This window comes from Eikenella sp. NML03-A-027, assembly GCF_001648395.1.
Lineage (GTDB): Bacteria > Pseudomonadota > Gammaproteobacteria > Burkholderiales > Neisseriaceae > Eikenella > Eikenella exigua.
The window spans coordinates 77,759-90,922 of record NZ_LXSM01000002.1 but is presented as its reverse complement, the minus strand read 5'-3'; the positions used below and the strand labels follow the sequence as shown (position 1 = coordinate 90,922).

Genomic DNA, 13,164 nt, shown 5'->3' with positions numbered 1-13,164 from the left:
TGAAATGGTAACGGCAGGCTTGGCGGGAAGACATGGCGGCGCAGTCAAGCCGGCGTTTGGTTTGTACCCGTTTTCAGGTAGCCTCATCCAAGCTGGCAGGATAAAACCGTTCCGACGGGATAACTTGTAGCCCGCCATCTTGCAGGCTAGCTGAAACCCGGTAGGAATAGGCTTGATACCTGCCAGCAGCCCTAACAAGGGCTACCTGAAATTGGCACGGCATGGCTTGTCTGACATCCGCAGCTTGCTTACTGCTGCACCGCCATACCATCCGCCCGCTGCGTCGTTCTTTCGGTTTGCCGCGCCCGCTGTTACAATCGCGGCTGTTTGCAGATTGGCGGCGGGGCTGTTTAATTCGGCCGGAAACAACGTTTTGGCGAAACCTGCCGCGCCGGTTTCAGGTAGCCTCATGCGTGCTGCCGTTGAATGGATTGAAAGGAAAGAATGATGGGTATTTCTAGCGGCCTGCATTGGCTGGTGATTTTGATTGTGGTGGTGCTGATTTTCGGCACGAAGAAGCTGCGCAATGTGGGCAAAGACCTCGGTGGGGCGATTCACGATTTTAAAAAGGGCTTAAACGAAGGCAGCGAGGGCGAAAGCGAAACGGCTGCGCCCAAGCAGATTGTTGAACACAAAGAAGAGAAGCCGGGCGAATAGGCGATGTTTGATTTCGCGTTCAGCGAGATGCTGCTGGTGGCGCTGGTGGCGCTGGTGGTGCTGGGGCCGGAGCGGCTGCCGCAGGCGGCGCGGGCTGCCGGACGGATGGCGGGCAAGCTCCAACGCTTGGCCGGCAGCCTGAAGGCGGAGCTGGCGCAGCATGCGGATATGGCGGATTTGCGCCGGATGCAGGAAACGCTGGCGGATACGGCCAATGAGTTGCGCCAGGAAATGCAGCATTTGCGCTCTTCGGCCGCGCCGGATGTGCCGGCCTGGGAGCGTTTGCCGCCGCAGCGCACGCCGGCGGATTTCGGCTTGGACGAAGACGGCCTGCCCGCCCTGCGGGATGTGCCCGCGCCGGGCTTCCACACGCCTTCGCTGGGGCAGCGCTCGCGTGCGTGCCGGCGCAAGCTGCAGCCGCGCGTGCGGGTGCGGCCGCGTTTGCGGGTGCGCAAATAGGCGGGAGGTGGCAGATGAACGCGCAGCCTTTGGTGGAACATTTGAAGGAATTGCGCCGCCGCCTGATGTGGGTGGCGGCGGTGTTGCTGCTGTGCCTGTTTGCGGCAGTGCCGTTTGCCAACCGGCTGTATGCGCTGGTGGCCAAGCCTTTGATGGCAAGCCTGCCGCCGGGGGCGCATATGCAGGCGATCGATGTGATTGCGCCGGTGTTCGTGCCGCTGAAGGTGGCGCTGATGGCGGCGTTTTTGGTGTCGCTGCCGCATACGCTCTACCAGCTGTGGGCGTTTGTGGCGCCGGCGCTCTACCGGCACGAGAAACAGCTGGTGCTGCCACTGTTGCTCTCAAGCGTGGGGCTGTTTTTTGCGGGGATGGCGTTTTGCTATTTTTTGGTGTTCCCGCTGGTGTTTAAGGTGTTTGCCTCGGCCACGCCGGAAGGGGTGAGCATGATGACGGACATCGACCGCTACCTTTCCTTCGTATTGGGGATGTTTGTGGCTTTCGGTATGGCGTTTGAGCTGCCGGTGTTGGTGGTGTTGCTGTATCGGATGGGGGCGGTATCGCTCGCGGCGCTGAAAACGGCGCGGCCTTATGTGGTGGTGGTGGCGTTTGTGGTGGCGGGGATTGTGACGCCGCCGGATGTGATTTCGCAGTTTCTGCTGGCGGTGCCGCTGATTGCGCTGTATGAGGCTAGCTTGCTGATGTGCCGGCTGTTTAAGCCGAATGCGGAGGTGGCGGAAACTGTGGAAGCAGATGAGACTACCTGAAAACATCGGCTTTAGCGAAGCTAAGCTTCATTTGCATTTTCAGGTAGCCTTTCCATTGCAGCAGGCGGGTGTAAAACCTGCCTTTACTGGTTTCAGGCAGCTTCTTTATTGATTCAATCCAATTCTTTTTTAATTTGAACAAGCAATGCCGATTTCGCAATCTTTTGCCTACCGCACGGCTGTGTGCAGCCTGTTTGCGCTGATTTTCCTTTCCCTGGCTTGGGAGCTGTGGCTGGCGCCGCTGCGGCCGGGCGGCTCTTGGCTGGCTTTGAAGGCGCTGCCTTTGTGCCTGCTGCTGCCGGGGGTGTTGCGGCGCAACCGGCAAACTTTCCTGCTGGGCGGGATGTTGGTGCTGTTTTATGCGGCGGAGGCGGTGGTGCGGCTGTTTGACGCACAGCCGGCGAGCCGGGTTTGTGCGGCGGCGGCTTTCGCCTTGGGAGTGTTGTTTTTTGTGTCGTGCCTGATGTTTATGCGAGCAGGCAAACGGGAGCGGTCATGATGTGGGAACGATTGAAAGAAAGCTGGGTGGTGTGGCTGGGCATGGCGCTGATGGCGGTGGTGCCGTTTTTGTCGTCTTGGCGCACGGGGCCGCAGGGAGGCTGGTTTATTGAGAGCGGCTCGCTGCTGTTTGCCGCTTTGTTTGCATTGCTCACGCTGTGGCGCAATCCGGCGCGCGCGCGGCTGCCGGGGGCGATGGTATTTTTTGTGCTGCTGGCGGGATTTTGGCTGGTGCAGGCGCGGATTTTGCGGCTGCCGTATCCGGAAATGTCGGATTTGACGGCGGCGGTGTTTTGCGTGATGGCGCTGCTGGCTTGGGCTTGTCGGCTTCAGGTAGCCCGGCTGGGGCAAGACAGGGTGGTGGAAATTTTTGCCTGGGCGCTGCTTTGCGGGGCGGTGTTGCAGGGCTTGGTGTGCGTGTTTCAGTTTATCGGCCACACGTCTTGGCTGCCGGGGATGATGCGCGCGCCGCAGAAGTATTTTGTGTTCGGACAAGTGGGGCAGCGCAATCATTTGGGGCACTACATGATGTGGGGTGTGCTCGCGCTGGGCTACCTGTGGAGCAGACGGCGGCTGTCGGGGCTGATTGCGTTGGCGCTGGCGGTGTTTTTGCTGCAAGTCATCGGGGTGATTACTTCGCGCACGATTATGGTGTATGTGGGGGCGTTGTTGTTGCTGGTGCCGCTGCTGTATGTGTTGGGCGGCCGACCGCTGCGCCGTTGGTGCGCGCTGACGGGGCTGTTGGTGTTGGGCGTGCTGGCGGCGCAGTTGATTATGCCTTGGCTGGTGGATACGTGGCTGGCGCCTGATGTGCAGTCTTCGGGCGTGGGGCGTTTGGTGTCGGGCGATGCGGCCAGCCCGGGGCGTACTTCGGAATGGGCGAAGGCGTGGACGGTGTTTACCGAGCATCCGTGGCTGGGCGTGGGCTGGCAGGGCTATGCGCACGAGAGTTTCGCGCTGGCCATGCGCGGTTCGGCGTTTCGCAATTATGACGTAGGCGTGCTGTTCACCCACAGCCACAACAGTATGCTGGAAATCTTGGCCGAGATGGGCGTGGCGGGCGCCATCTTGGTGTTCGGCGGCTGGCTGGCGGTGGCCAAGGGCTACCTGAAAAAGGGATTGGGCGCGTCTTCGGCGCTGATGCTGGCGCTGATGACCGTATCATTGTGCCACAGCCTGCTGGAGTATCCGCTGTGGTATGTGTATTTCCTCACGCCGTTTGTCGTAATGATGAGCCTCACACCGGCCAAAGCACCCGGCTGGTATATCGTGCAGGCGGGCAAGTGGCCGCAACGTTTTGGCATGGCCTTTGCCGCGCTGGCGGCCGTTATCATTGTGCAATACGGCTTTGCCTACCACCGCCTGGTGTTCGCCTACGCCAACCCCACCGAAAACTATCCGCAATACAAGCAAGTGGATACCCTGCGCGAACTGGAAGGTAAACACTATTTCCTCAAATACTATGCACAGATGGGCTTAATCCGCAAAGTGGATTGGCTGCGCCCGCTGCCCGAGTGGGCGCGCGATGCTGCTTTGCGAGCCAGCCTGTTCCGCCCCTATGCCAACACCGCCGTGCGCGCCTTCTATTTGGAGCAAGAAGGCCACCCGCGCGAAGCCGCCGATTGGCTCGTGAACATGGGCCGCTACTACCCCAAACAAATGCCCGGCCTGCTCGGCACCGCCGCCGCTTTCCGCGCTGCGCCCGAAGTGGTGCAGCCCCTGCGTGAGCAGTGCCAACGCTATGTGCAAATCATGCCCCAAGCTGCCGGCAACCTCACCTGCGGCAATGCCTCTGCCCCTGCCGCCCCTAGCGGCAGTGGGGTGTGATGCGGGGGGATGCTACCTGAAAATGAGCGAGGTGGATTGCGCCAGAACGATGTTTCAGCAAGGCCGAAGCTTAGTTTCTGTGAAGCTAATCCTCCTTCTGCCAAACGGCGGGCGGCATAACAATGCCGCCTTACCTTCATTTATACCGTAGGGCGGTGCGGTCACGCTGTCGAATACGGATGAATATAGTAAAAATGCCAAAAACCGCTGCTCAACATAGCAGCCAACATAAATTGGCAGCCCATGAAACCCATAAAACGGCAATCTGTGCGAAATAGCGGGCCAAAAACTGACGATAAATGTCAGTTTTGCGGATTCGCCAGTTGCGCAGAATAACCGCATAGGCTAGCTTCTTAAATTAAAATAAAACAAAAAATGATTTAAAAACATTTATTTATAAAATAAATAAAACAGTTTTTTTGTTTTTTGGCATAGCCGTTGCTTTATGTCTCTCGTGGTGACGGCAAACAAGCCTAGCCGAAAACGAAGTTTTTTAGTTGTCTCCTTCTTTTGGTTGAAGTTCCCGGATCGAAAGATTCGGTTTATTTAAGTTCCATTTATTAAAGGAAAATGTCATGTTGAAACAAGTACAAAAAGGTTTTACCCTGATCGAGTTGATGATCGTTATCGCCATTATCGGTATCTTGGCTGCTCTGGCTCTGCCGGCTTACCAAGACTACACCATTCGCGCCAAAATGGGTGAAGTAGTATTGGCCGGTTCTACCTGCCGCACCACTATCCAAGAAGCTGCTGACTCTGGTCTGCGCGCCGCTCCTGCTGCTAACGGCTGGGGTTGCGGTGAGACTGGTGCTGGTGGTGGTGCTGGTGGTGCTACTGTGGCTTCTAGCCAGTATGTTAAAGGTATTACCACAGATGCTAACGGTGTTATTACCGTAGAAGTTCAAAACATCAACGACAGAGTTAACGGTAAGAAAATTACCCTGACTCCGTATGTTAATGATGATAAATCTACTGCAATGACTACAAACGACTTCGTTGCACCCACTAATAAACCGGTTAAAGGTTGGGTTTGCGACTTCAACGGTGAGAAAAAATACACTCCTTCTTCTTGCCGCGGCTAATTGATGCGTAGCAAAAAAGAGCAGCCTAGGCTGCTCTTTTTCTAGTTTGTATGAGTATTGCAGCGGAGCGTATCTATGAGTGAATCCATAATCCCTGTGCCGCGCTGGCGTTTTGCCCTGCGCCTGGCTTCTTTCCATTTGCTCGGTAGCGCGGCATTGGCCGGTTTGGCTGCCTGGCTGGTGGTAAAGTTTTTATATCCGTATCCTTATTCGGAAATGCTTGGCGGCCTGCATTTGCTGCTGATGATGGTGGGGATTGATGTGGTGTGCGGCCCGCTGCTCACTTTGATTTTAGCCAATCCGAAAAAATCCAAAAGGGAAACCTGCGTGGATTTTGCCTTGGTGATTGCCATCCAGCTTGGAGCCTTGTCTTACGGCATTCATACCGTGCATTTGGCTCGGCCGGTGCATTATGCGTTCGACCATGACCGCTTCACTGTGGTTACCGCCGCCCAGCTCAGCGATGAAGATTTGGCCAAAGCGCCGGAAAATATGCGTTCTCTGCCTTTATATGGTGTAGAGCAAATTAGCTTGGCATCTATTCCGCCGGAAGAGATGCAGGACAGCGTGTTATTGTCTTTAGGTGGTATCGAGCCGGTAGCCCGGCCGGGCTTGTGGTTGCCGCTGGATGCGGTCAAAGAAGCTGCTGATGTGCGTGCGGCCATGAAACCGGTGAGGCTCTTAATTCAGCATAGGGTGGCACAACAGGCTGCTATCAAGCAAAAATTGGCAGAGATTAATCTGCCTGAAGCAGAAGCCTATTATCTGCCGTTTACCAGCGATAAAAATAAAGAATGGATCGCCCTCTTGAATAAACAGGGGGAAATTGTGGGTTACTTGCCGATAGATGGCTTTATTGATTCAGGAAAAAATAATGCATAATACAAAAATAAACGGTTTCACTTTGATTGAGCTGATGATTGTGATTGCAATCATCGGTATCCTCACGGCGTTGGCCATCCCTTTTTATAATAACTACACAGGCCGGGCGAAAGTTTCCGAAGCCATCCAAGCTTCGTCGCGTTGCAAAAATACCATTTCTGAAGTGGCGAACACAGGTGTAACAGCAGACGTGTTAAACCAGGGGTTTGGTTGCGAAGGAAGCGGTGGGGTAAGCCAGTATGTGGCTGCCATTGAAACGGATGATAAAGGGGTAATCACCGTTACTTTGCAGAATATCCACGAACTCACCGGCGGTAAAATTTTGCTTACTCCGCTCAGGCCGGACGGCACTGCTATGCAGACGGCGGATTTCTTGGTGGGAACGCATCAGCCGGTGCACGGCTGGAAATGCTCACCCGGAGCATCATTAAGCGGCAAGCTAAATTTCTTGCCGGCTTCGTGCAGGGGATAGTGGTTTCTATAGCTGAATTTGAAGGGATACTTTGGAACGGATATATTGTGTGTCCGTTCCAATTTTTTACTTTTGAGAAGGAGTATTATGATGAACGAACTCATCTGCTATAAAACCATGCCGATATGGGATAAAACCACTATTCCGGAGGCAGTTTTGTCGCAGCACAACACACGGGTTGGTACGTATGGCAAACTGCGCGTATTGCGCGGGCGGCTGAAGTTTTATGAATTGCAGGAAAATGGTGCGGTGCTCGCAGAACATGTGTTGCAGCCGGAAAGCGGAGTGTGGACGATTTACCCGCAGGCTTGGCACAAAGTGGAGCCTTTGGATGATGATTTTGCCATGCAGCTGGAATTTCATTGTGAAAAAGCTGATTATTTCCATAAAAAATACGGCATGACCGCCACACATTCCGCTATCCGCGAAGCGGTGCAATCCGTGCCGCCGTGCAAGACGCTGGATTTAGGCTGCGGGCAGGGGCGTAATGCGCTGTTTTTAAGCTTGGCCGGATATGATGTGCACGCTGTAGACCATAGCCCGGCAGCAGTGGACTCGGTGCTGGATATGGCTGCACGCGAACAGCTGCCGCTGCGGGCGGATGCTTACGATATTAACGTTGCGGCCTTGGGCGAAGATTATGATTTTATCTTCTCCACCGTGGTGTTTATGTTCCTCCAGGCCGGCCGTGTGTCGGATATTATTGCCGATATGCAGGCGCACACTCGTGCCGGCGGTTATAACTTGATTGTGTCTGCGATGGATACGGCAGATCATCCCTGCCATATGCCGTTTTCGTTCACATTTAAAGAGGACGAATTGCGGCAGTATTACGCCGGCTGGGAATTGCTGAAGTACGAAGAAGCTGTGGGCTCGCTGCACGCCACCGATGCACAAGGGCGGCCGATTCAGTTGAAATTTGTTACGATGTTGGCGAAAAAGCCCGGTAAATAATTTTGTATTCTGCATTAAGAGGAAGGCTACCTGAAAGTTTCAGGTAGCCTTTTGTGTTCATATGACCAAGGCAATTATTTCATGCAAGACATATGGTAAGACGATCTAATGCAACAGGAGGTGAAGAGCTTTGGCAGCCGGTGAAGGCTACCTGAAATTTTATAGTGAATTAAAATTAAGAATACTACAGCGTTGGCTCGCCTAACCGTACTACCTGCACTGTCTGCGGCTCGCCGCCTTGCCTCATTCTCATTTTAATCCACTATAGTTTCACTGGAACTTACGAAGCTCGTTTTAACTTTGATGAAACCTCGCTTTCAGGTAGCCTGAATGGTTTGTTATTGCAGGCATCCTTTATCTGGAATGCTGCATATTATATTGCTGATCCGCCGCTCCACATCTATCGGCTTCCTAATTCCGTTCTGTGCCCAGCCTTCTGTTTCTGCTATGATAACCGTCTTTGGGGCCATACTTGCGTACCAAGCGGGCGGCCATATTTTTCAGGTAGCCGCAACCATACAGGCTACTTGAAAGCGTGAGCTTCAACGAAGCTCAAACATCAGCCCCGGCTAAAGCTAAAACCTAAATTTCTATTTAAATATAAAGCACCACACCATGTTCAACCACTTATTCTCCTGGTTTGAAAACCGCATCGACCCCTATCCCGCCAGCGAGCCGAAAACCCCGCGCAACGGCCTATTTGGCTTTATTTGGAGCAATCTCGAAGGCGTGCGTGGCTGGCTCGTGCTGCTGGCGCTGCTCTCCGGCGGCATCGGCATTGGCGAAGCCTTGCTGTTTCAATTTATCGGTAAAATCGTCGACTGGCTCGGCCGCTATACGCCTGAAACACTGTTTGCCGAAAAAGGCTTGGCACTCGTTGGTATGGGTGTGCTGATGGTGGTGCTGGTGATTTGGACGTTTTTCACTTCCTCCATCCGCCTGCAGGTATTGCAGGGCGTATTCCCCATGCGCCTGCGTTGGAATTTCCACCGCCTGATGCTCGGCCAATCACTCAGCTTTTATCAAGACGAGTTTGCCGGCCGCGTGTCGGCCAAAGTGATGCAGACCGCGCTGGCCGTACGCGATACGGTAATGACCATCGCCGATATGGTGATGTATGTGCTGGTGTATTTCATCACTTCCGGCGTGATTTTGGTGGCGCTGGATAGCTGGCTGCTGCTACCTTTTGTGGGCTGGCTCATCGGCTTCAGCCTGGTAATGCGCTTTCTGATTCCCAGACTTGGCCAAACCGCCGCCCGCCAGGCCGATGCCCGCTCGCTGATGACCGGCCGCGTTACCGATGCCTACGCCAACATCGCCACCGTGAAGCTCTTCTCCCACGGCGCACGCGAAGCTGATTATGCCCGCCGCTCGATGGAAGAATTTATGGTAACCGTGCACGCCCAAATGCGGCTAGCCACGCTGCTCTACAGCGCCAGCGCCGCAGTAAACACCGCGCTCACCCTTTCCACCGCCGTGCTCGGCATTTGGCTGTGGCACAACGGCCAGGTGGGCGTGGGCGCCGTGGCCACCGCCACTGCCATGGCGCTGCGCGTGAACGGGCTCTCGCAATACATCATGTGGGAATCTGCCCGACTGTTTGAGAATATCGGCACTGTGGCCGACGGCATGGGCACGCTCTCCAAGCCGCAAACCATCCTCGATAAGCCCGAAGCCAAGCCCCTGTTGGTGAACAAAGGCGAAATCTGCTTCAACCATATCGATTTCTCCTACGAGCCCGGCAAGCCCCTGCTCAACGGTTTCAACCTACACATCTGCCCCGGCGAAAAAGTCGGCCTTATCGGCCGCAGCGGTGCCGGCAAATCCACCATTGTGAATCTGTTGTTGCGCTTCTACGAGCCGCAGAGCGGCCAAATCTGCATCGACGGACAAAATATCGATAGCGTTACCCAAGAAAGCCTGCGTGCCCAAATCGGCTTGGTAACGCAAGACACCAGCCTGCTGCACCGATCCGTGCGCGACAATATCGTCTACGGCCGCCCCGACGCTACCGAAGAAGATATGCTGCAAGCTGCCCGCCGTGCCGAAGCCGCCGAATTCATCCCCCAGCTTTCCGATGCCAAAGGCCGCAAAGGCTACGATGCCCATGTGGGCGAGCGCGGCGTGAAGCTTTCCGGTGGCCAGCGCCAACGCATCGCCATCGCGCGCGTGATGCTCAAAGACGCACCGATTCTGCTTTTGGACGAAGCCACCAGCGCGCTCGATTCTGAAGTGGAAGCCGCTATCCAAGAAAGCCTCGGCACCATGATGGAAGGCAAAACCGTTATCGCCATTGCTCACCGCCTATCCACCATCGCCGCCATGGATCGCCTCATCGTGCTCGACAAAGGCCGTATCGTGGAAGAAGGCAACCACGCCGAACTCTTGGCTAAAGGCGGCCTCTATGCCAGCCTGTGGGCACATCAAAGCGGCGGCTTTCTCAACGTAAAAGAGCCGGAGGCAGGGTAGACGCTTGAGAAGGAGTAAAGCCTGCTGGCTGTCGGAAAACATGAAGGAAGGCTACCTGAAAATTTTCAGGTAGCCTTTTGCCGTATTTTGCTTTAATTCGCGTTCATATTGATGTTGTCTTTAAATTGTGCGTTTGATACTTGCACCATCAGTGGATCGGCTGAGCCGATGGCTTTGAGATCGTGATGTGCTCCTTACGCCGTGTTGAAAATGAAATTTATCCTTTTAATTATTAAGGACAATTTACATTATGGCGGGCTGCCTGAAAAGTGAATTCGCCCTTTATCATTCACGCTAATCTAATTGTTTCAAACATGCATGAGGGTAAGGCGGCAATCTATGCTGCCAGGAGAGCCGACGCGCATCCTATTTGGAACGACTATATAGCTGAAGCACTTATTTTCATACAAGGCAAACTAACACTGTATGAGGAGATAAGTGTTTTATCTATCACAACGCCAATAACAAAACAAGCCCGAACCTTGTGGATTCGGGCTGTTGCTATTTTCTGCTACACTTTAAAGCTTGGCGGTACCATTGATTTTCCGATTAATCAGCCACTGTTGCGCCATACTCAAGAGGTTGTTCACCACATAGTAGAGCACCAGGCCGGCGGGGAAGAAGAAGAACATCACGGAAAAAGCCAGCGGCATGATTTTCATCATTTTGGCCTGCATCGGGTCGCTCGGTGGTGGGCTGAGTTTGGTTTGGATATACATGGTCAGCGCCATCAGAATTGGCAGGATGTAGAGTGGGTCGGGGCGAGCCAGGTCAGCCACCCAGCCCCACGGGGCTTGGCGCAGCTCAACAGAGGCGAGCAGCACCCAATACAGACCGATAAACACGGGGAACTGCAACAGCATGGGTAGGCAGCCGCCCAGAGGGTTGATTTTCTCGTCTTTATACATCTTCATCATGGCCTGTTGCAGCGCTGCACGGTCGTCACCGTGCTGTTTTTTCAGCATTTCCAGCTTAGGTGCAACGGCACGCATTTTGGCCATGGAGCGGTAAGAAGCGTTGGTGAGCGGCAGCAGCAGGGTTTTGACGATGATGGTCAGCAAAACGATGGACCAGCCCCAGTTGCCGATGAGACTGTGCAGCCAGTTGAGCAAGCCGAACAGCGGCGCGGCCACCACATGGGTACGGCCATAGTCTTTCACCAGCTCCAAGCGGTCAGTCACTTTGCTGATCACGGCGTATTCCTGCGGGCCGGCATACAATTCGGCAGGCACGCTCAGTTTCTGGCCAGCAGCAATCGCGGGCAGCGGCACACGCACGCCGGCGGAGTAAAGGTTGTCGCTGCGGCGTTTGATATCGAGCAAGCAGTTGCCGTTTTGGCAGATGCTGTTGCCATCTTTGGGCTGTAACACCCATACGGTGGTGAAGTAGTGCTGAGTGAAGCCAACCCAGCCGCTGGTAGCGGTGCGCTGGTAATCGGCGCGATCACGTTTGCTCTCGAAGTCGTCGTCCAAATCTTTAAACGGCACTTTTTGGAAGTTACCATCGGGCGTGTAGGCTACTGGGCCGACATAGGTTTGGTTGAAATAACCGCTGCCCTCGGGCGTGCTGTTGTCGCGCAGCACACGATACACGCCGTCCAGCTTCAGCGGGGTATCAGTGTGGTTGGTAATATCGAACCGTACATCAATAAGGTAGCTGCCTTTACGGAAGGTGTACACTTTGTCTACCTGAACGCCGTTGGTTTCTGGCGCGCTCAAGCGCACTTCCAGCGTATCTCCATTGAGGGTGTAGCTGTTTTGCGGGGCTTTGAAGCTGCTGTCTTGTAGCAGGTAGTTGCCTTTTTGGTCGATCAACAGCGATTGCACCAAGTATTTGTGCTCGTTGTTGTCGGAGAGCAGGGTGAAGGTTTTGCTGGCATCGCCGGCGGAGTTGTGTTTGAGCAAATCCAGCCCGCGCAAATCGCCGCTGTTTTCATCGATTACGGCTTTAAGCGTGTCGGTGCTTACGGTAATCGGCTTGGTGGGAGGCAAATCGTTCCCGGCCACGGGGGCGGCGGCTTGCTGTTCCGTCTGCGCGGCTGCCTGTTCGGGCTGTTGCGGCTGGGGATTGAAATAATTCCAAACCATCAAGGTCAGGATAGCGATAATGGCAAAAACCACCGTCCGCTTCAATTCGTTGTTGGATTCCATAATCGGGTTCCGTTTGAAAACAGGAGAAAACGGCAGTCTGCATTCCAATGCAGGCTACCTGAAAATTCTGCCGCCATGCGGTACGAATACCGTAGGCAGGCTTAAGGCACAGGGTCGTAATCGCTGCCTCCCCACGGATGGCAACGGCCGATGCGCTTGGCTGCCAGCCAGCCGCCTTTGAGTGCACCGTATTTGCTCACCGCCTCAATGGCGTATTGCGAACAAGTGGGCTGATAACGGCAGCGCGGCAGCAGCAGCGGGCTGATTGCGTATTGGTAAAACCGGATCAGCCCCAGCAGGATTTTGGCTAGCATGGTTTTTTCGGTACAATCTGTTCCAACTGTGCCAACACCTGCTGCCGCTCTGCCTTGCCGAAGGGACGGCGCACACGAATCACCAAATCGCTGCTGTCTAAATGGTGCCGATTGAGACGGAACCATTCGCGCAGCGTGCGTTTCATATAATTGCGGCGGTTGGCACGTCGGGCAGTTTTCTTGGCCACCACCAAACCCAGCCGCGGATGTCCCAGCCCGTTGGGCTTGTGCCACAGTTGGATATCCGGCCGCGATTTCAGCCGGCGTAAAGCAAAAACGGATGAGAAATCATCCGTTTTCAGTAAGCGGTATGGTTTGCCGAAACAGTAATCCACTGTTACACGGCCAAACGTTTACGGCCTTTGGCGCGACGAGCAGCCAACACGGCACGGCCGCCGCGTGTTTTGGAGCGGACCAAGAAACCATGGGTACGTTTGCGGCGGATAACGGAGGGTTGATAAGTGCGTTTCATGATGTTTCCCGTAGAATAATCTCAAATCAGAAAGCAATGTATTACACCTGATTTTGCTGAAATTGTCAAACTGTTCGTGCTGTGGGCCGCTTTTCCTCCTGTCTTGGTTTGCCTCCTGAGTTTTAGGTATAATCTACCGGTACGTACCGTACCCAGATACGGTG

Annotated in this window: 14 protein-coding genes; 10 read left to right on the top strand and 4 right to left on the bottom strand. The window is 54.6% G+C overall.

The features are described from left to right. Positions 1–447 precede the first annotated feature (447 nt). The 10 genes from tatA to A7P96_RS00395 all read left to right on the top strand — a co-directional run bounded on the left by tatA (position 448) and on the right by A7P96_RS00395 (position 10,064). The gene (gene tatA, locus A7P96_RS00440) at positions 448–657 is read left to right on the top strand and encodes a Sec-independent protein translocase subunit TatA (protein ID WP_035581206.1); all 210 of its coding nucleotides are present in this window, start codon (positions 448–450) and stop codon (positions 655–657) included. 3 nt (positions 658–660) lie between these two features. Then, positions 661–1,116: a Sec-independent protein translocase protein TatB gene (tatB, locus tag A7P96_RS00435; protein WP_067523916.1), complete on the top strand. Its 456-nt coding sequence runs from the start codon at positions 661–663 to the stop codon at positions 1,114–1,116. A gap of 14 nt (positions 1,117–1,130) precedes the next feature. Continuing rightward, positions 1,131–1,880: a twin-arginine translocase subunit TatC gene (gene tatC, locus A7P96_RS00430; RefSeq protein WP_067523914.1), complete on the top strand. Its 750-nt coding sequence runs from the start codon at positions 1,131–1,133 to the stop codon at positions 1,878–1,880. 151 nt (positions 1,881–2,031) lie between these two features. After that, the gene (locus A7P96_RS00425; protein WP_369799127.1) at positions 2,032–2,379 is read left to right on the top strand and encodes a DUF2069 domain-containing protein; all 348 of its coding nucleotides are present in this window, start codon (positions 2,032–2,034) and stop codon (positions 2,377–2,379) included. Beyond that, positions 2,376–4,205, top strand: a complete 1,830-nt coding sequence (locus A7P96_RS00420; RefSeq protein WP_067523911.1) for a PglL family O-oligosaccharyltransferase — start codon at positions 2,376–2,378, stop codon at positions 4,203–4,205. The genes A7P96_RS00425 and A7P96_RS00420 overlap by 4 nt, the downstream gene beginning before the upstream one ends. 575 nt (positions 4,206–4,780) lie before the next feature. Continuing rightward, on the top strand, positions 4,781–5,287 hold the full coding sequence (locus A7P96_RS00415; protein ID WP_067523909.1) for a pilin: 507 nt from the start codon (positions 4,781–4,783) through the stop codon (positions 5,285–5,287). A 75-nt stretch (positions 5,288–5,362) separates the two neighbouring features. Continuing rightward, complete coding sequence (locus A7P96_RS00410; RefSeq protein ID WP_067523908.1) at positions 5,363–6,169, top strand: hypothetical protein; 807 nt, start codon at positions 5,363–5,365, stop codon at positions 6,167–6,169. Continuing rightward, positions 6,162–6,641: a pilin gene (locus A7P96_RS11090; protein WP_067442291.1), complete on the top strand. Its 480-nt coding sequence runs from the start codon at positions 6,162–6,164 to the stop codon at positions 6,639–6,641. The genes A7P96_RS00410 and A7P96_RS11090 overlap by 8 nt, the downstream gene beginning before the upstream one ends. A gap of 87 nt (positions 6,642–6,728) precedes the next feature. Further along, a complete protein-coding gene (tehB, locus tag A7P96_RS00400; RefSeq protein ID WP_067523907.1) occupies positions 6,729–7,595 on the top strand; it encodes a tellurite resistance methyltransferase TehB in 867 nt (288 codons plus the stop codon). 615 nt (positions 7,596–8,210) lie between these two features. Beyond that, positions 8,211–10,064, top strand: coding sequence for an ABC transporter ATP-binding protein (locus tag A7P96_RS00395; RefSeq protein ID WP_067523905.1), 1,854 nt, complete (start codon positions 8,211–8,213; stop codon positions 10,062–10,064). Positions 10,065–10,582: 518 nt separating this feature from the next. Here the strand turns inward: A7P96_RS00395 and yidC are convergent. The 4 genes from yidC to rpmH form a co-directional block, all read right to left on the bottom strand. Next, positions 10,583–12,214, bottom strand: coding sequence for a membrane protein insertase YidC (gene yidC / locus A7P96_RS00390; RefSeq protein ID WP_067523903.1), 1,632 nt, complete (start codon positions 12,212–12,214; stop codon positions 10,583–10,585). A gap of 101 nt (positions 12,215–12,315) precedes the next feature. Then, positions 12,316–12,528: a membrane protein insertion efficiency factor YidD gene (yidD, locus tag A7P96_RS00385; RefSeq protein WP_067523899.1), complete on the bottom strand. Its 213-nt coding sequence runs from the start codon at positions 12,526–12,528 to the stop codon at positions 12,316–12,318. Then, positions 12,522–12,863, bottom strand: coding sequence for a ribonuclease P protein component (gene rnpA / locus A7P96_RS00380; RefSeq protein WP_067523897.1), 342 nt, complete (start codon positions 12,861–12,863; stop codon positions 12,522–12,524). Before rnpA ends, yidD begins: the two co-directional genes overlap by 7 nt. A gap of 2 nt (positions 12,864–12,865) precedes the next feature. After that, positions 12,866–13,000, bottom strand: coding sequence for a 50S ribosomal protein L34 (gene rpmH / locus A7P96_RS00375; RefSeq protein ID WP_003824630.1), 135 nt, complete (start codon positions 12,998–13,000; stop codon positions 12,866–12,868). Positions 13,001–13,164: the final 164 nt, after the last annotated feature.